The sequence below is a fragment of the Agrobacterium sp. LR_9 genome (genome assembly GCF_041954855.1).
GTDB lineage: Bacteria > Pseudomonadota > Alphaproteobacteria > Rhizobiales > Rhizobiaceae > Agrobacterium > Agrobacterium leguminum.
The window spans coordinates 36,680-53,001 of sequence record NZ_JAVAYA010000019.1 but is presented as its reverse complement, the minus strand read 5'-3'; the positions used below and the strand labels follow the sequence as shown (position 1 = coordinate 53,001).

The following is a 16,322-nucleotide window of genomic DNA, read 5'->3' as shown; positions in this document are numbered from 1 at the left end:
GGGCGATGCGGCCAGAGAAAGAAGGAATGTTAAAATGACGATACAGCTGCAGAAGCCTGATATCACAGAGCTGAAGCCACGCATCACCGTCTTCGGTGTTGGCGGTGGTGGTGGTAACGCTGTCAACAACATGATCACGGCCGGCCTTCAGGGCGTCGACTTCGTCGTCGCCAACACGGATGCCCAGGCACTGACCATGACCAAGGCAGATCGGGTCATTCAGCTCGGCGTCAACGTCACCGAAGGCCTCGGCGCCGGTTCCCAGCCGGAAGTCGGCCGCGCTGCCGCTGAAGAATGCATCGATGAGATCATCGACCACCTGAACGGCACCCACATGTGCTTCGTCACCGCCGGCATGGGCGGCGGCACCGGCACGGGTGCTGCTCCCGTCGTCGCACAGGCCGCCCGCAACAAGGGCATCCTGACGGTCGGCGTCGTCACCAAGCCTTTCCACTTCGAAGGCGGCCGCCGTATGCGTCTTGCCGAACAGGGCATCGAGGAACTGCAGAAGTCCGTCGATACGCTGATCGTCATTCCGAACCAGAACCTCTTCCGTATTGCCAACGACAAGACGACCTTCGCCGACGCCTTCGCCATGGCCGACCAGGTTCTCTACTCCGGCGTTGCCTGCATCACCGACCTGATGGTGAAGGAAGGTCTCATCAACCTTGACTTCGCCGACGTTCGCTCGGTCATGCGTGAAATGGGCCGCGCGATGATGGGCACCGGCGAGGCTTCCGGTCCGGGCCGTGCGATGCAGGCTGCGGAAGCGGCAATCGCCAACCCGCTGCTCGACGAAACCTCGATGAAGGGTGCACAGGGCTTGCTGATCTCCATCACCGGCGGTCGCGACCTTACCCTGTTCGAAGTCGACGAAGCTGCGACCCGTATCCGCGAAGAAGTCGATCCGGATGCGAACATCATCCTCGGCGCAACCTTCGACGAAGCTCTGGAAGGTCTCATCCGCGTCTCCGTCGTTGCGACCGGCATCGACCGCGTTGCTGGCGTCGGCGAGCAGAACGTTGCCGATATGCGTGCCGCAGCAGCCGTTGCCAAGCCGCTTATCCGTCCTTCCGCGGCCGTTGCTTCCGCTCCGGCCGCAGTTCAGCCTGCTCCAGCAGTATCGCAGGCACAGAAGGCCGTAGACCCGATCGCCCAGACCATCCGTTCGGCAGAAGCCGAAATGGAACGCGAACTCGGTTTCGCCGCACACCAGCAGCCGGCTCAGGATTTCCGTCCGCAGAGCAAGCTGTTCGCATCTTCTCCGGCTGAAGCGCCGGCGGCTCTCCGTCCGGCCCAGCCGGTTCAGCAGGCCGCTCCGGCACCGGTCGCTCCGGCGCCCGTCTATCATGCTCCGGAACAGGTTGCCGCTCCGGCGCCGCGCATGCAGCAGCCGCAGGCTCCGGTCTATCAGGAACCCGCACCGGTTGCCCGCCAGCCCGAGCCGGTTCGCATGCCGAAGGTCGAAGACTTCCCGCCGGTCGTCAAGGCCGAGATGGAACATCGCACCCATGCCGCTCCTGCCGCGCAGGAAGAGCGTGGCCCGATGGGTCTTCTGAAGCGCATCACCAACTCGCTTGGCCGCCGCGAAGAAGAAGAAGTTCCGTCCGACATGATGGATGCGCCGAGCATGGCGCCGCAGCAGCGCCGCGCCCCGCTTTCGCCGGAAGCCAGCCTCTACGCACCGCGTCGTGGCCAGCTTGACGACCACGGCCGCGCAACGCCTTCTTCGGCCAGCCACCACGACGACGACCAGCTGGAAATCCCGGCCTTCCTGCGCCGCCAGTCCAACTAAGGGCGATTCCATCCGCCTCTTCGAACGCCCGGGTTTCACGATCCGGGCGTTTTGTTTATTTTACGTTATTAACACTAAATTAATTCGTATTTTCAAAAGCTTACGCGTGTAACAATCCGAAACGAACAGTGATTTGTCGTGGCACCTACATGTGCGTATGTATGAGGCTGGGTAAAGGAAAATACGGACTTGGCCGGTTGCCAGACCGGCTCGAAAACTTGAACGGCGCTCAAGCGGCGCGGTTTGCAAAACAAGGCATATTCGCATGACTATCGGACTGCTCGGATTTCAGACAACTATCGCAAATGCTGTTCAGCTCAAAGGCATTGGCGTGCATTCCGGCAATCCGGTTTCGATGACCTTCCAGCCCGCAGAAGCCGGAACGGGCATCGTCTTCCATCGCCTTCATGACAATGGCAGCGTTACCGAGTTGAAGGCGGTTTCGGCCAATGTCGGCAATACCGACCTGTGCACCGTGCTCGGCCGTTCGCTTTCCCAGTCGGTTGCGACGATCGAGCACGTCATGGCCGCCATCTACGCCATGGGCCTCGATAACCTCATCGTTGAAGTCGACGGTCCGGAAGCGCCGATCATGGATGGCAGCTCTGCACCTTTCATCGAAGCGATCGAATCGGTCGGCATCAAGAGCCTCGGCGTGAAGCGCCGTTATATTCGCGTCACCAAGCCGGTGCGCATCGATTCGGGCGCCTCCTGGGCGGAATTCCGTCCCTATGACGGTACGCGCTTCGAGGTTGACATCGATTTCGATACGCCGCTGATCGGCAAGCAGTCCTGGAAGGGCGACCTGACGGCGGAGAGCTTCAAGAACGAGCTGTCGCGCGCCCGCACCTTCGGCTTCATGCGTGATGTGGAGCGCCTGTGGGCCGCCGGTTATGCGCTCGGTTCCTCGCTTGAGAATTCGGTCGTCATCTCCGACGACAACAGCGTCATCAACATGGAAGGCCTGCGTTACGCCAAGGACGAATTCGTCCGTCACAAGACGCTGGACGCCGTGGGCGACCTGGCGCTTGCCGGTGCGCAGTTCATCGGCTGCTACCGCTCCTATCGCGGCGGCCACAAGGTCAATGCGAATGCGCTGAAGGCGCTTTTGAGCGACCGCACCGCCTATGAGATCGTCGAAGCGCCGGCTGCCCGCAACCAGATGGTACGCGCCCGCGAATTCGTTGCGGTCAACATGCCGGAATTCGCACCCTGGTCTGCGTGAATTCCTTCGCAGGCTATCAATTGACAGAAAAAGCCGCTCCCTTTGGGGCGGCTTTTTCGTGATGGGAACAAGAAGTTGCGTAATATCGCCTGATATTCATGCGATTGCACGGGTCGATGCCATAAAAATGCGTTAATGCGTCATCATTGCGTTGCCCTGCGGATGCTTTTATGGCTAGAACGCCAGTGCAAAGCCGATGCTTATGTATTTGCGCGGGAAGTGGGAACTGTCGAATGAAGCATGTAGGGTCTGGTGCAATGAAGGGTACGATGCGGGGGATCGCCGTCTCGTTGATGTTGGTCGGCGCGAGTGTCGCCGTCACGGCCTGCCAGTCCGATCCGGATATCGACATCACCAAGCTCGGCGTCGAGACCGATCCGCCGGATGTTCTGTACAAGCAGGGGCTTGCCAACATGAACGCCGGTAACATGACGGAAGCCTCACGCAAGTTCGAGGCGATCGACAAGCAGTACCCCTTCACCGAATGGGGCCAGAAGGCGCTGGTGATGCAGACCTTCATTGCCACGCGCACCAACAAGAACGATGTGGCCATTACCAATGGCAGCCGGTTCCTGCGCCAATATCCGCGCTCCAAGGATGCCGCTTACGTTCAGTACATGATCGGACTTGCCTATTCGAAGCAGATTTCCGACGTCACGCAGGACCAGCGCGCCGCACAGCGCACCGTCGAGGCGATGAACAAGGTCGTCAACGACTATCCCGATTCGGAATATGTCGCCGACGCACAGGCCAAGATCCGTTTCGCCCGCGACCAGCTCGCCGGCCGCGAAATGCAGGTCGGCCGTTATTATCTTGAGCGCAAGGAATATCTCGCCGCCGTTTCGCGTTTCCGCATCGTCGTAGAGCAGTATCAGAACACCAACCAGATCGAGGAAGCGCTGGCGCGTCTGACGGAAGCCTATTATGCGATGGGCCTGGTGGACGAAGCGCAGACCGCGGCCGCCGTTCTCGGCAACAACTATCCTGACAGCCAATGGTATTCGGATTCCTACAAGCTGCTGAAGGGCAGCGGGCTGGAGCCGCGGGAAAACAAGGGGTCCTGGATTTCGCGCGCCGGCAAGAAGCTCATCGGCGCCTGAGACGGGGCATAGGCCATGCTGGTCCAGCTCTCGATTCGCGATATCGTTCTCATCGAAAGGCTCGACCTCGGTTTCGAGGCGGGCCTTTCCGTGTTGACGGGCGAGACGGGTGCGGGCAAATCCATTCTTCTCGATAGTCTCTCGCTCGCGCTTGGCGGGCGTGGCGATGGCGGCCTTGTGCGGCACGGGGAAGAGAAGGGGCAGGTGACCGCCACTTTCGAAGTCCCGAACAATCACCCGACACGGCTTCTCCTGCGTGAAAACGGTCTCGACGACGATGGCGACCTGATTTTCCGCCGGGTGCAATCCTCTGACGGTCGCACCAAGGCCTATATTAACGATCAGGCCATCAGCGTGCAGATGATGCGCCAGCTCGGGCAATTGCTGGTCGAAATCCATGGCCAGCATGATGATCGCGCGCTTGTCGATACCGATGCACACCGCACGCTGCTGGATGCCTTTGCCGGGCTGAGCGATGAGGCTCGCGCCGTTCAGGGCCTCTACCGCACCTGGAAGGATGCCGAGCGTGCGCTGAAGACGCACCGCGCCAAGGTGGAGGCGGCAGCGCGCGAGGCGGATTACCTTCGCTCTTCCGTCGAGGAACTGGAAACGCTCTCGCCGCGCGACGGTGAAGAGGATGAGCTGGCCGAACGCCGGGCGGTGATGCAGAAGTCCGAACGCATTGCCGGCGATATCGCCGAGGCCAGCGAATTTCTGAACGGCAATGCGTCGCCTGTGCCTGTCATCGCCTCAATGATGCGGCGTCTGGAGCGCAAGAGCCACGAAGCGCCGGGATTGCTGGAAGACACGGTGCAATTGCTGGACGCCGCGCTCGACAGCCTTTCCAATGCGCAGATGGAAGTGGAGGCGGCGCTGCGCCGCACCGAATTCGATCCGCGTGAGCTGGAGCGGGTGGAGGAAAGGCTGTTCGCGCTGCGCGCTGCCGGGCGTAAATATAACGTTGCCGTGCCGGACTTGCCGGCTCTCGCCGAAAAAATGGTGGCCGATCTCGCCGATCTCGATGCCGGCGAAGAACAGCTCGGCAAGCTCGAGGCCAATCTCGGCTTGGTGAAGGCTGATTTCGACCGTGCCGCGCAATCGCTTTCCGAAAAACGCCGCCATGCGGCGGATGCGCTTTCCAATGCGGTGATGGCAGAACTGCCGGCGCTGAAGCTGGAGCGGGCGCGGTTTACCGTCGAGGTGACCTCCGATGCCGAACAGGCGACGGCCGACGGCATCGACACGGTTGAATTCCACGTCCAGACCAATCCGGGCACACGGCCGGGACCGATCATGAAGGTGGCCTCGGGTGGCGAATTGTCCCGCTTTCTGCTGGCGCTGAAAGTGGCGCTGGCAGATCGCGGTTCGGCACCGACGCTGGTGTTCGATGAAATCGATACGGGTGTCGGCGGCGCGGTGGCGGATGCCATCGGCCAGCGGCTGCGCCGCCTGTCGAAAACCGTGCAGGTTCTGTCCGTTACCCATGCGCCGCAGGTGGCGGCACGGGCGGCGACCCATCTTCTCATTTCCAAGGGCCCATCCGGCGACGGCAGCGAGCGCATCGCCACGCGCGTGGCCACCATGGAGCCGAAGCACCGCACCGAAGAGATTGCCCGCATGCTCGCCGGCGCGTCGGTGACGGACGAGGCGAGGGCTGCGGCGGCTCGCCTGCTAGCGGCCAAGGACTGACGGCTACCGATAGCGTTGCGAGAGCGAATCCGGCTTGTGAGTCCAGCGGCAAAACTGTTTTTAATGTTTGTTATTTCGGCTAAAAGCGTTCGGTAATTCGCAAAAGAGGCCGTCATGTCGAAAGACCAGAAATCCGTCGAAAACCTCACCGAGCTTGAAGCCTCTTCCGAGCTTGCGTTTCTGGCGGCCGAGCTTGCCCGCCACGATGCGCTCTACCACGGCAAGGATGCGCCGGAGATTACGGACGCCGAATATGATGCGCTGAAGCGGCGCAACGATGCCATCGAAGCAGCTTTCCCGGCGCTGGTGCGGGCCGACAGCCCGTCGAAAAAAGTCGGCTTCGCGCCGCTTCCGACCTTCGCACCTATCGTGCATGCGCGGCCGATGCTTTCGCTCGACAACACGTTTTCGGAAGAGGATTTGCGGGATTTCGTGAGTTCCGTCTATCGCTTCCTCGGGCATCTGCCGGACGATTCCATCGCCTTCACCGCCGAGCCGAAGATCGACGGGCTTTCCATGTCGATCCGCTATGAGAACCGCGGGCTGAAGACGGCGGCGACGCGCGGAGACGGCACCACCGGTGAAAATGTCACCGCCAATATCAGGACCATCAAGGAAATTCCGAACGAGCTGCCCGCCGATGCGCCCGATGTGGTGGAAGTACGCGGTGAGGTCTATATGGCCAAGAGCGACTTTCTGGCGCTTAATGCCCAGATGGAGGCCGAAGGCAAGCAGACCTATGTGAACCCGCGCAACACGGCATCCGGTTCCCTGCGCCAGCTCGACGCCAATGTGACGGCGAAACGCAAGCTGCGGTTCTTCGCCTATGCGCTGGGCGAGGTTTCGAATGGCGGCCAGCCGGCGCGGATCGCCGATACGCAATATGGCATCGTGGAGAAATTCCGGGACTGGGGCTTTCCAGTCAATCCGCTGATGAAGCGATTCACCTCCGCCGCACAATTGCTTGAGCATTATAATGAAATAGGCGTCGCACGGCCCGATCTCGATTATGATATCGATGGCGTGGTCTATAAGGTCGACCGGCTCGATCTTCAGGAGCGGCTTGGTTTCCGCTCGCGCAGCCCGCGCTGGGCCACTGCGCACAAGTTTCCGGCTGAGCAGGCCTTCACCACCGTCGAAAATATCGAAATCCAGGTGGGACGCACCGGTGCCTTGACGCCCGTGGCGCGTCTCACCCCGATCACCGTCGGCGGTGTCGTCGTCACCAATGCGACGCTGCATAATGCCGATTATATCGAAGGCATCGGCAATAGCGGCGAGCGCATACGCCCGGAGGACCACGATATCCGTATCGGCGACACGGTGATCGTCCAGCGCGCCGGTGACGTCATTCCGCAGGTGCTGGATGTGCTTCTGGAAAAGCGCCCTACTGATGCGGTGAAATATCCATTCCCGGAAAAATGTCCGGTCTGCGGCAGCCATGCGGTGCGGGAGCGTAATGAGAAAACCGGCAAGCTCGATTCGGTCACGCGCTGCACGGGCGGTTTCGTCTGTCGGGCGCAGGCGGTGGAGCATCTCAAACATTTCGTTTCGCGCAATGCCTTCGATATCGAAGGGCTTGGCACCAAACAGATCGATTTCTTTTTCGAAAGTGATGATCCGGCGCTTTCGATCAAGACTGCGCCTGAGATTTTCACCCTCAAGGCGCGGCAGGAAGCCTCGCAACTGACCAGACTCGAGAATATCGACGGCTTCGGCAAGGTCAGCGTTAGAAAGCTGTTCGACGCCATCGATGCCCGCCGCGAGATCGATCTGCACCGGCTGATCTTCGCGCTCGGCATCCGCCATGTGGGCGAGACCACGGCGAAGCTTCTGGCGCGCTCCTATGGCACTTACGAACATTTCGAAGAGAGCATGAAGGCGGCGGCCGATCCGGCGAGCGATGCCTGGGCCGAACTCAACAGCATCGACGGCATCGGCGAAGTGGTGGCCCGCGCCATCATCGAATTCTACAAGGAGCCGCGCAATCTCGATGTCATCGACCGGCTGATACGGGAGCTTCGCCCGAAGGAAGCCGAGAAGCCCTCGACCGATGGCAGTCCGGTGGCGGGCAAGACGGTGGTGTTTACCGGTTCTCTGGAGAAATTTACCCGTGACGAGGCCAAGGCGCGTGCCGAAAGCCTCGGCGCGAAAGTGGCCGGTTCCGTCTCGAAAAAGACCGATATTCTGGTGGCGGGACCGGGGGCGGGTTCCAAGCTTGCCAAGGCGACGGAACTGGGCGTGCAGACCATGGATGAGGACGAGTGGCTGGCCTTGATCGGCGGCTGATACATACACCGTCATGGCATGTTGATCTCTGCCGCTAGAGCTTTGCGACTGACACGGAGAGCACAGCATGGATGACCGCATTGTCGTCAGCACAGAGCAGGTCCGGGCGCTGGTTGACAGCCAGTTTCCGCAATGGGCGGGGTTAAATATCCGGCCGGTGGAACTGAGCGGCTGGGACAATCGCAGCTTCCGTCTTGGCGATGACATGCTGATCCGCATGCCAAGTGCCGCCCGGTATGTTGCGCAGGTGGAGAAGGAGCATCGGTGGCTGCCGGCGCTTGCGCCGCTCCTGCCTTTTCCGATCCCTGTGCCATTGGCGCTCGGGCAGCCGGGACAGGGTTTTCCGTTCCGCTGGTCCGTCTATTGCTGGCTTGAGGGCGAACCGCTCGCCCGGCATCTGGATCGCGTTGATCTTTCAGCCATCGCCATCAATGTTGCCGTTTTTTTAAAGGCGTTGCATCGAGTGGACGCTTCGGATGGCCCACCCGCAGGCGCGCATAACTTCCATCGCGGCGGCTCGCTTTCGGTTTATGACGGGGAGGCGAAGGTTTCGGCGGCGCGGCTTGCCGATGAGGTGGATCAGGCGCTGGCCATGGAGATATGGCAGCTTGCGCTTTCGAGCCATTGGCGCAAGCGGGGAGTGTGGGTACATGGCGACATTGCCGAGGGCAATCTGCTGGTCAAGGACGGCCGGCTTTCGGCCGTCATCGATTTCGGCAGTTCCGGCGTCGGCGATCCGTCTTCCGATCTCATCCTCGCGTGGAATGTGCTCGATGCGGAAAGCCGCGCCGTTTTTCGCCGGGCGCTGGATCTGGATGAGGCGACATGGCAGCGCGGGCGCGGCTGGGCGCTGTGGAAGGCATTGATCGTGCTGGATGCGGAGCGCGGGCGTAACGACAAAATGGCCGAATGGTCGCGCCGGACCATTCGGGAAGTGTTTGCGGATCACCTGGACAACTGACCGGAACTATCGAAGACGCGCCATCACGTGGGCATCGACGTATTTTCCGTCACGATAGGCGTCGTTGCGTAGGGTGCCTTCGCGTTCGAAACCGAATTTCTCGTAAAGCCGGATTGCAGGGAGATTATCGGTGAAGACGTTCAGTTCGATGCGGCGTATATCGTGCCAATTGTCGGCCGTGTCGATCAACGCCCCGAGAATATATGATCCGACGCCCTTGCCCGCAAAATCGTCGTGAACACTGATCACCAGATCGGCGATGTGGGACTGCCTTCCCGCCCTGCGAAACAGTCCAGCATTGGCAACGATCTTTCCACGCCACTCGCCAACGATGGCGATATCGTTCGGGCCGCGGTTTTCCATCGATTTTCGCGTTTTTTCAACGGACTGAAACGGCTGTCGGAGCGTGCCGTGACGGACGCCGGGCAGGTTGAACATTTCGGTCAGGGCTTCGGCATCGTCCAGACGCGCCGCACGCAAGACGACTTCGTTCAAGCTGAATTGCAAATCTTCATTATCGGCAAATTTCATGTTCTGCATGCCTGTCTCCTTGGGCGTATGGGAGCAGGTTTGCGAACCCTGCTCTGGTGGCAGGGTGGAAATGGATCGCTTAACGCGACGACATACCTCTGCCTGCCGGGTGGCCGGTGATGGTATGGCGACGGGTGGTGTTCTGTTTCGTTGCGATCATGCGCGCAGAATGCTTTTGCCGCATGGCCCTGTCAAGCGGGTGCGTTGCGCAGCAGGCTTCTGAGTTTTGCCGGCAGCCTGCCGTCGATCGCCGCAAGACCGGCGGCGATCATCGCCATGCCGGCGAAGTGCTTCATCTCCAGCTGCTCGCCGAGGAGCAGCGAACCGAGCAGGATGGCGCTGACGGGAATGAGGAAGGTGACGAGGGCAAGGTTGGTGGCGCCGGCGCTGGCGAGGATGCGGAAGAAGATCAGGTAGGCGAGCGCCGTCGACAAGAGGGCGATGCCGACAAGCGCGCCCCAGGTTCCGAGGCCCGGCATGGCGAGCGTCCATGGTTTATCGATAAGAAGGGCGGCCGGGATGAGCATCAGTGCCGAGGAGGAGATCTGGCCGGTGGCGGTCATCAGCGGCGGTACGCCCATGGCCTTGAAACGGCGGCCGAATATGCCCGCGAAAGAATAGGAGATGGCCGCGCCGAGAATGGCGATCTGGCCCCAGAGGCCGGATGAGCCGGTGAAGGCGGCCGGGCCGATCATGGTCGCCACGCCGGCAAAGCCGATCAGCACGCCGGTGAGCTTGTTGCCGGTCATCTTCTCGTCAGCGGTGAGAAAATGGGCGACGATGACGGTGAAGAGGGGCGTGGTGGCATTGAGGATCGAGGCTAGTCCGCTGGCAATATGGGTCTGGCCCCAGACGATCAGGCAGAAGGGGATGATGTTGTTGAGCAGGCCCATGCCGAAAAAGGCGCGCCACACCGCCCATTCACGCGGCAGGCGAAGGCCCATTATGCGGCAGACGATGAGAAGCGCGATTGCCGCCAGGCTGACGCGCAGCGTGACGATGGTGACGGGCGGCAGTTCCTTGACGGCGACACCGATGAAAAAGAACGATCCGCCCCACAGAAGCGAAAGCGCGACGAGCATGGCCCATTCACCGGCATCCATCTGTTTCTGTATCGCCATCGTCATCTCCCAAAGCATGAGTATCGACATGATCGCAGGCCGGCTCGCCGCCATCCACCCGATATCGGTTGAGTTTTGCTCAATCTGGGGATGGGTGGTTCTCACTGCGTTTCAGGTCTTGTTGTGTCTATTTACTTCCTGTTTTATGGTGTTTTCAAACGATTGTTTCTCGTTCGATAATTGAGATGAGCTAAATCATGGCAGCCGAACTTCCGTCTCTGAAAGGGTTGCAGGCCTTCGAGGCCGCAGCGCGGTATCGCAGCGTCACGCTTGCTTCCAATGAGTTGAATGTCACGCCCGGTGCCGTCAGCCTGCAAATCCGGGAGCTGGAGGCGCGGCTTGGCGTGCAATTGTTTTTCCGCAAGCCGCGCAGCATACAGCTGACGCGTGAGGGGGAGCGTTATTACGGCGCGCTTCGTACCGCCTTCCGGATGATGCGCGAGGCGACGGCGGAACTGACGGCGCGCTCCGAGATCACGGTTCTGACGCTGAGCTGCACGCCCACTTTCGCCGTTCAATGGTTGATGCCGCGATTGCCTGCCTTCCAGCAGCAACACCCGCAGGTGGATGTCCGCATCAGCGTGACGAACCGGCTGGTGGATTTTTCAAGGGACGACGTCGATCTGGCGGTGCGACACGGTTTCGGTCGGTATGAAGGGCTGGAGAGCATCCGCTTCATCGATGACAGCACCCTACCGGTCTGTTCACCGCAGCTTCTGGAGAAATATGGGCCGCTTCAGGAGGCGGGGGATCTCAAATCCATTCCGCTTCTGCACGATGAAAACCGCAATGAATGGCGGCGTTGGCTGGAGGCGGCGGGAGCATCGGACGTGGATGCCTCCGGTGGCACTGTCTTCATCGACAGCAATGGCGCGCTGGATGCGGCCAAGGCCGGGCACGGCATTGCGCTGACCCGGCGTTCGCTGGTTTCCCGCGAAATTGCGGAGGGCGCATTGATTGCGCCCTTCGGTAAGGACATGGCCAGCACGCTCGCCTATTTCCTCGTTTATCCGCGGCGCATGCTGGACAATCCCGATCTGGTGAAGCTCATCGACTGGATGCTTTCGGAAGCGGGTTCTGCCGAGGCTGGTTCTCTTTGACGTCAATCCGGTCTATGCCGGAATGAAACAACGGGAATCACTCTTGAAAACCATCGCCATCGATTTCGAGACCGCCAATGAGGAACGGGGCAGTGCCTGCTCCGTCGGGCTTGCATGGATAGAGGGCGGCGAGATCGTTCGCGTCGAGGAACGGTTGATCCGGCCGAAGGACATGCGGTTTTCGCCCTTCAACATCGCCGTGCATGGCATCCGCCCGGCCGATGTCGAAGATGCGCCGGAATTCCCTGATGTGATGGAGGAGTTCATCGACGACTTCCATGGTGCGACGATGATCGCCCATAATGCCGCCTTCGATTTCAGCGTCATGCGGGCGTCTTTCGATAAATACCGGCAGTCCTATCCCGATCTTTCCTATCTGTGCAGCGTCAAGATCGCCCGGCATGTCTGGCCCAATCTGGCGTCGCACAAGCTGAATGTCATCGCCCATCACCTCCAACTGCGTTTCGTGCATCACAATGCCGCCGAGGATGCCGTCGTCTGCGCGGCCGCGTCGATTGCAGCGGCCAAGGCGTTGCGCGTTGCCCATATCCGCGATCTGCCGGAAAAGATCGGCATGGTCGCGGGGCGTCTCACCTCCACCGGCTACCAGCCCTGCAGCATGAAAAAAACGCGCCGTCTCCCGGGTTGCGTAACCGTTCCCCGCACTTATGTTTGAAGCAGCGTAACGGAGAAGATGCGATGACGATGAAAACTCTGTCGGGTTTGTTTGCGGGCTTTCTTGCATTGCTTCCGGTGACAGCGGCGCATTCGCAGGTGGTGGGCGAGGTCGGCGTCGACTGGATCGGCAATGATATCGTTATCGAGGCGATCGCCGATCCGAAGATCAAGGGTGTCACCTGCCACGTTACCTATTTCGAGCGCGGCGTCATCGACCGGCTGAAGAACGGCAACTGGTTCGAAGACCCTTCCAACAATGCCATTTCCTGCAGCCAGACGGGGCCGGTGGAGATCGGCGATATCGATCTCTCAAAGGGCGGGGAAGAGGTGTTCCGGCAGGGCATGTCGCTGGTCTGGAAGAAGCTCGTCGTCAGCCGCGTTTATGACAAGGCCAATGACACGCTGATCTATCTGGTGCATGCGCGGGAACTGACCGACGGCTCGGCAAAGATGGCGATTTCCACGGTGCCACTTTATAATCAGCAGGTCACATGGCAACAGGGCAAGCCGTAAGATTTTGTCCGACCCTGTCCGTCATGCCGGACTTGATCCGGCATCCAGCCACGGCGCGTCTGCGCCATGAAAGAGTCTTTCGCGATCAAGGACTTGATCGCGCTGGACCCCGGATCAGGTCCGGGGTGACGGAGTACTTCTGAAACGGGACTGCCGGACTATGCAACCCGCGCCGCTTCGACGGCGCTGGCGCTAGGCGCTACAAATCCTATCAAGAGGCAAGAGCCGGCTTAATCAAGCTGCTTCGCGTGCCAGCTCGTCCGCAATCACGGTGTCGAGGTTGAGGAAGCAGACCATGCTCTTTTCCAGCGCCACGATGCCGCGGCAGAAGCTGCGCTGTTCTTCCGGAATGATATCGGGCGCGGGCTGCAGGTCTTCGGAGCGGATGGTCATCATGTCGGAGACCTGTTCCACCAGCAGGCCGACCAGCTTGCCGCCGATATCGGTGACGATGATGGCGGAGCGTTCGGACGGTTCGGTCATCTTCATGCCGAGGCGGCCGGCCATGTCGATGACGGGAATGACGGCGCCGCGCAGGTTGATGAGGCCGAGAACATAAGGCGGGGTGTGCGGCATCGGGGTAACCGGCGCCCAGCCGCGGATTTCGCGGATCGCCATGATGTCGATGCAGAATTCCTGATCGCCCAGATGGAAGGAAACGATTTCGAGATATGCGCCGGATTGCTTGATGGCGTTGGACATGACGGCAGGTTTCCTCTGATGGCTCTCTAACAGGCCCGCGCAGGATTGAGCTTTATGCGGTGGCCGGAGAATGGACCGGGAGACATCATGTCGAGGCTTAAAAACCGCTATGGTCATAATGCACAGCAAGATTTTAAACTTTCCCTAACAATTGCTGCTGCCCCGCCGGCAAAACCCAGTATTTTGGCGGTTTTCGCGCTCACACAAACAGGTTATGATGGGCGTATGAACGCACTCGTTTCCCATCCGCTGAAGTTTATTCTGGCTAGTCTTGCCGCTGTGGCCTCGCTTGCCATCGTGCTTCTTGCCTTTGACGGCTGGGTGCGGCACGGCACGGATATTTTCCTGTCCACGGTGCAGAGCGGCATCGCCTGGTGCCTGTGACGGGTTTTCCGGCTGCGGATTTGTGACAAATCAGCGCGGTTCCCGCAAATACGCCCAGTTGATTTGCCGTCCCCGTCGCCTTTCGTTATCTGTCTGCCAAAGCCTGCGATATGCCGCCGGCTTTCGGGGTAGGATTGGACAATGAGAAATATTCGCATCGTATTGTGGGCCGTCGTGCTCGTTCTCGCCGGTGTCGTCAGCTGGTTGACGATCGAAATGACGAAGACGCGTAATGAAATGGTGGAGACGGCCTATGGCGTGCCCTTCCAACTCACGGCGCAAAACGGCCAGCCGATCACCGAAAAGGCCTTTCAAGGCAAGCCGACAGCGCTGTTCTTCGGTTTCACCCATTGCCCGGAAGTCTGCCCGACAACCCTTTTCGAGCTGAATGGCTGGATGGAGAAGGTGGACCCGGCCGGCGACAAGCTGCAGGCCTATTTCGTCTCCGTCGATCCCGAGCGCGATACGCCTGAGATCATGCAGCAATATGTCTCGAACGTCTCGAAGCGCATCACCGGCATCACCGGCCCGGCCGACAAGATCGCCGAAACGCTGAAGGGCTACCGCATCTATGCCAAGAAGGTGCCGGTGGACGAGAAGGATCCGAATGGCGATTACACCATGGATCACACGGCGTCCGTCATCCTGCTCGATGCCAATGGCCGTTTTTCCGGCACCATTGCTTATGGCGAAAACCCGGAAGTTGCCGAGCAGAAGCTTCAGAATCTTCTGAAGGGCTGATAGAGGCGGCATAATTGCGCGGGGCTTATTGGACTGGCCGAGGTTTTGTGGCAAAGGCAAGAACAATAACCTCATCCAGAGAAAGCAGCCCGCCGTGAGCGAAATCCGACTTTACGTCACCACGACCGAAATCCAGGCGGGTGAAATCCTCGATCTCATGTCGGACTATTTCGGCGAGGAGGATGTCGCGATTGCCACGACCGAGGTGGATGAGAAGCGCGATATCTGGGAAGCTTCGGTCTATCTGATGGCCGAGCAGGAGGAAGAGTTCCGCGAGCGTGTCAGCGCCCTGCTTGCTCCGGCCTTTCCCGATCTCGTCATCGAGAAGGAGACCGTTCCGGATGTCGACTGGATCGCAAAGTCGCTCGAGGGGCTGAAACCGGTCAGGGCAGGGCGTTTCATTGTTCATGGGGCGCATGATCGCGACAAGGTGCGGGCGAACGATCTGGCAATCGAAATCGAGGCCGGGCAGGCTTTCGGCACCGGCCATCACGGCACGACGGCCGGCTGCCTTGAGATGATTGAGGAGGTTCTGCGGGCGCGCACCGTGCGCAACGCGCTCGATCTTGGCACCGGCAGCGGCGTTCTGGCGATTGCCGTGCGCAAGATGCGCCCCATTCCCGTGCTGGCGACGGATATCGACCCCATCGCCATCAAGGTGGCGAAGGAGAATGTGCGGCTGAACGGCATCGTCTCCGGGATGGCGCTGGAGACCGCGCCGGGCTTCCACTCGGACGCCTTCCGCAAGCATGGTCCGTTCGATCTCATCATCGCCAATATTCTGGCCCGGCCGCTCATCAAGATGGCGCCGCAGCTCGTCACGCATCTGGCGCCCGGCGGCACCGTCATCCTGTCCGGCATTCTGGCCTCACAGCGCTGGAAGGTGCTTTCCGCCTATAATGGCGCCCGGCTTTCCCATGTCCGCACCATCTGGCGCAACGGCTGGGTCACGCTGCATCTGCGTAAAGACTGAACCAGCGGCAACATCCCTTTCGGGCAAAAGAAAAGGCGGCGCTTTCGCGCCGCCTGGAAACCCGCGAGCATGGGAGGAGCTTGCTCAAGCGGGTCGACGTATTCCTGTTCGGCGCGGTGGAGGGAGGATCGCCGCGCCGGACGTCATCAGAATACGTAGCTGGAGTTTGCTTTGCGACGCAGATCGGCGCGGTTCATGCCGAGCGCTTCGAGCGACTTGTCGTCGAGGTTCAGAAGGGCGGCGTTGACATGGCGGCTGACCTGACGCTCGCGTGCTTCAACGACGCGATCGAAGGCGGTGCGGAGGAAAGATTTTGCCATTGCTTCAAATCCTTGTTTGCCAGGAGAGTGTCTCTCTCGCTGTGTTGATCTGAAGATAAGCGATGTGTTTTTGTTTAGTTAGAGGGGATATCTCAGGGTAGATATGCATTTATCGCATGTCACTTTGCCTTGAGTATTACTTATTTCGCAAAATGTGCACAATTTGTCGCCGCAATCCGGTCTGTCATATATGGCTTGAA

General features: G+C 60.1%; 16 protein-coding genes. 12 read left to right on the top strand and 4 right to left on the bottom strand.

All coding sequences use genetic code 11. The features are described from left to right. Window positions 1-34 precede the first annotated feature (34 nt). From ftsZ to RAC79_RS19655, 6 genes are all read left to right on the top strand, one after another. Window positions 35-1,795, top strand: a complete 1,761-nt coding sequence (gene ftsZ / locus RAC79_RS19680; RefSeq protein ID WP_003522207.1) for a cell division protein FtsZ — start codon at window positions 35-37, stop codon at window positions 1,793-1,795. Between the two features lie 265 nt (window positions 1,796-2,060). Beyond that, window positions 2,061-3,020 carry a UDP-3-O-acyl-N-acetylglucosamine deacetylase gene (gene lpxC, locus RAC79_RS19675; RefSeq protein ID WP_003522208.1) on the top strand — a complete coding sequence of 320 codons (960 nt, stop codon included), beginning with the start codon at window positions 2,061-2,063 and terminating at the stop codon, window positions 3,018-3,020. A 233-nt stretch (window positions 3,021-3,253) separates the two neighbouring features. After that, the gene (locus tag RAC79_RS19670) at window positions 3,254-4,120 is read left to right on the top strand and encodes an outer membrane protein assembly factor BamD (RefSeq protein ID WP_003522209.1); all 867 of its coding nucleotides are present in this window, start codon (window positions 3,254-3,256) and stop codon (window positions 4,118-4,120) included. A gap of 15 nt (window positions 4,121-4,135) precedes the next feature. Continuing rightward, complete coding sequence (gene recN, locus RAC79_RS19665) at window positions 4,136-5,809, top strand: DNA repair protein RecN (RefSeq protein ID WP_078051854.1); 1,674 nt, start codon at window positions 4,136-4,138, stop codon at window positions 5,807-5,809. A gap of 114 nt (window positions 5,810-5,923) precedes the next feature. After that, on the top strand, window positions 5,924-8,098 hold the full coding sequence (gene ligA, locus RAC79_RS19660; protein ID WP_174039487.1) for an NAD-dependent DNA ligase LigA: 2,175 nt from the start codon (window positions 5,924-5,926) through the stop codon (window positions 8,096-8,098). A 67-nt stretch (window positions 8,099-8,165) separates the two neighbouring features. Then, a complete protein-coding gene (locus RAC79_RS19655) occupies window positions 8,166-9,059 on the top strand; it encodes an aminoglycoside phosphotransferase family protein (RefSeq protein ID WP_174039486.1) in 894 nt (297 codons plus the stop codon). A gap of 6 nt (window positions 9,060-9,065) precedes the next feature. Here the strand turns inward: RAC79_RS19655 and RAC79_RS19650 are convergent, their stop codons facing one another. Then, complete coding sequence (locus RAC79_RS19650) at window positions 9,066-9,599, bottom strand: GNAT family N-acetyltransferase (RefSeq protein ID WP_142845286.1); 534 nt, start codon at window positions 9,597-9,599, stop codon at window positions 9,066-9,068. A 182-nt stretch (window positions 9,600-9,781) separates the two neighbouring features. Further along, window positions 9,782-10,711 carry a DMT family transporter gene (locus tag RAC79_RS19645; protein WP_161987905.1) on the bottom strand — a complete coding sequence of 310 codons (930 nt, stop codon included), beginning with the start codon at window positions 10,709-10,711 and terminating at the stop codon, window positions 9,782-9,784. A 197-nt stretch (window positions 10,712-10,908) separates the two neighbouring features. Between RAC79_RS19645 and gcvA the strand changes: the two genes are divergently transcribed. From gcvA to RAC79_RS19630, 3 genes are read left to right on the top strand one after another with little or no spacing between them, the layout of a single operon-like run. Next, window positions 10,909-11,811 carry a transcriptional regulator GcvA gene (gene gcvA / locus RAC79_RS19640; RefSeq protein ID WP_142845287.1) on the top strand — a complete coding sequence of 301 codons (903 nt, stop codon included), beginning with the start codon at window positions 10,909-10,911 and terminating at the stop codon, window positions 11,809-11,811. Between the two features lie 22 nt (window positions 11,812-11,833). Beyond that, a complete protein-coding gene (locus RAC79_RS19635) occupies window positions 11,834-12,487 on the top strand; it encodes a 3'-5' exonuclease (RefSeq protein ID WP_374997436.1) in 654 nt (217 codons plus the stop codon). A 23-nt stretch (window positions 12,488-12,510) separates the two neighbouring features. After that, on the top strand, window positions 12,511-13,002 hold the full coding sequence (locus tag RAC79_RS19630; RefSeq protein ID WP_174039484.1) for a CreA family protein: 492 nt from the start codon (window positions 12,511-12,513) through the stop codon (window positions 13,000-13,002). Between the two features lie 234 nt (window positions 13,003-13,236). Here RAC79_RS19630 and RAC79_RS19625 read toward each other — a convergent pair whose 3' ends face one another. Beyond that, a complete protein-coding gene (locus RAC79_RS19625; protein ID WP_003522339.1) occupies window positions 13,237-13,704 on the bottom strand; it encodes a chemotaxis protein CheW in 468 nt (155 codons plus the stop codon). An 87-nt stretch (window positions 13,705-13,791) separates the two neighbouring features. Here RAC79_RS19625 and RAC79_RS19620 point away from each other — a divergent pair, with 87 nt between their 5' ends. From RAC79_RS19620 to RAC79_RS19610, 3 genes are all read left to right on the top strand, one after another. After that, window positions 13,792-14,088, top strand: a complete 297-nt coding sequence (locus RAC79_RS19620; protein ID WP_236780873.1) for a hypothetical protein — start codon at window positions 13,792-13,794, stop codon at window positions 14,086-14,088. Between the two features lie 141 nt (window positions 14,089-14,229). Beyond that, entirely contained in the window at window positions 14,230-14,829 is a 600-nt protein-coding gene (gene sco, locus RAC79_RS19615) for a cytochrome oxidase assembly protein Sco (RefSeq protein ID WP_003522341.1), read from the top strand. Between the two features lie 94 nt (window positions 14,830-14,923). Beyond that, window positions 14,924-15,802, top strand: a complete 879-nt coding sequence (locus RAC79_RS19610; RefSeq protein ID WP_174039483.1) for a 50S ribosomal protein L11 methyltransferase — start codon at window positions 14,924-14,926, stop codon at window positions 15,800-15,802. A 146-nt stretch (window positions 15,803-15,948) separates the two neighbouring features. Here the strand turns inward: RAC79_RS19610 and RAC79_RS19605 are convergent, their stop codons facing one another. After that, entirely contained in the window at window positions 15,949-16,122 is a 174-nt protein-coding gene (locus RAC79_RS19605) for a hypothetical protein (protein WP_020009313.1), read from the bottom strand. Window positions 16,123-16,322 lie beyond the last annotated feature (200 nt).

What these genes read in the sequence shown, in the direction of transcription:
- ftsZ (WP_003522207.1), top strand. Translation starts at nt 35, where the DNA reads ATGACGATACAGCTGCAGAAGCCTGATATCACAGAGCTGAAGCCACGC.
- ligA (WP_174039487.1), top strand. Translation starts at nt 5,924, where the DNA reads ATGTCGAAAGACCAGAAATCCGTCGAAAACCTCACCGAGCTTGAAGCC.
- gcvA (WP_142845287.1), top strand. Translation starts at nt 10,909, where the DNA reads ATGGCAGCCGAACTTCCGTCTCTGAAAGGGTTGCAGGCCTTCGAGGCC.
- recN (WP_078051854.1), top strand. Translation starts at nt 4,136, where the DNA reads ATGCTGGTCCAGCTCTCGATTCGCGATATCGTTCTCATCGAAAGGCTC.
- RAC79_RS19635 (WP_374997436.1), top strand. Translation starts at nt 11,834, where the DNA reads ATGAAACAACGGGAATCACTCTTGAAAACCATCGCCATCGATTTCGAG.
- RAC79_RS19620 (WP_236780873.1), top strand. Translation starts at nt 13,792, where the DNA reads ATGTCGAGGCTTAAAAACCGCTATGGTCATAATGCACAGCAAGATTTT.
- RAC79_RS19605 (WP_020009313.1), bottom strand. Translation starts at nt 16,122, where the DNA reads ATGGCAAAATCTTTCCTCCGCACCGCCTTCGATCGCGTCGTTGAAGCA.
- lpxC (WP_003522208.1), top strand. Translation starts at nt 2,061, where the DNA reads ATGACTATCGGACTGCTCGGATTTCAGACAACTATCGCAAATGCTGTT.
- RAC79_RS19670 (WP_003522209.1), top strand. Translation starts at nt 3,254, where the DNA reads ATGAAGCATGTAGGGTCTGGTGCAATGAAGGGTACGATGCGGGGGATC.
- RAC79_RS19650 (WP_142845286.1), bottom strand. Translation starts at nt 9,599, where the DNA reads ATGCAGAACATGAAATTTGCCGATAATGAAGATTTGCAATTCAGCTTG.
- RAC79_RS19645 (WP_161987905.1), bottom strand. Translation starts at nt 10,711, where the DNA reads ATGGCGATACAGAAACAGATGGATGCCGGTGAATGGGCCATGCTCGTC.
- RAC79_RS19655 (WP_174039486.1), top strand. Translation starts at nt 8,166, where the DNA reads ATGGATGACCGCATTGTCGTCAGCACAGAGCAGGTCCGGGCGCTGGTT.
- sco (WP_003522341.1), top strand. Translation starts at nt 14,230, where the DNA reads ATGAGAAATATTCGCATCGTATTGTGGGCCGTCGTGCTCGTTCTCGCC.
- RAC79_RS19625 (WP_003522339.1), bottom strand. Translation starts at nt 13,704, where the DNA reads ATGTCCAACGCCATCAAGCAATCCGGCGCATATCTCGAAATCGTTTCC.
- RAC79_RS19630 (WP_174039484.1), top strand. Translation starts at nt 12,511, where the DNA reads ATGACGATGAAAACTCTGTCGGGTTTGTTTGCGGGCTTTCTTGCATTG.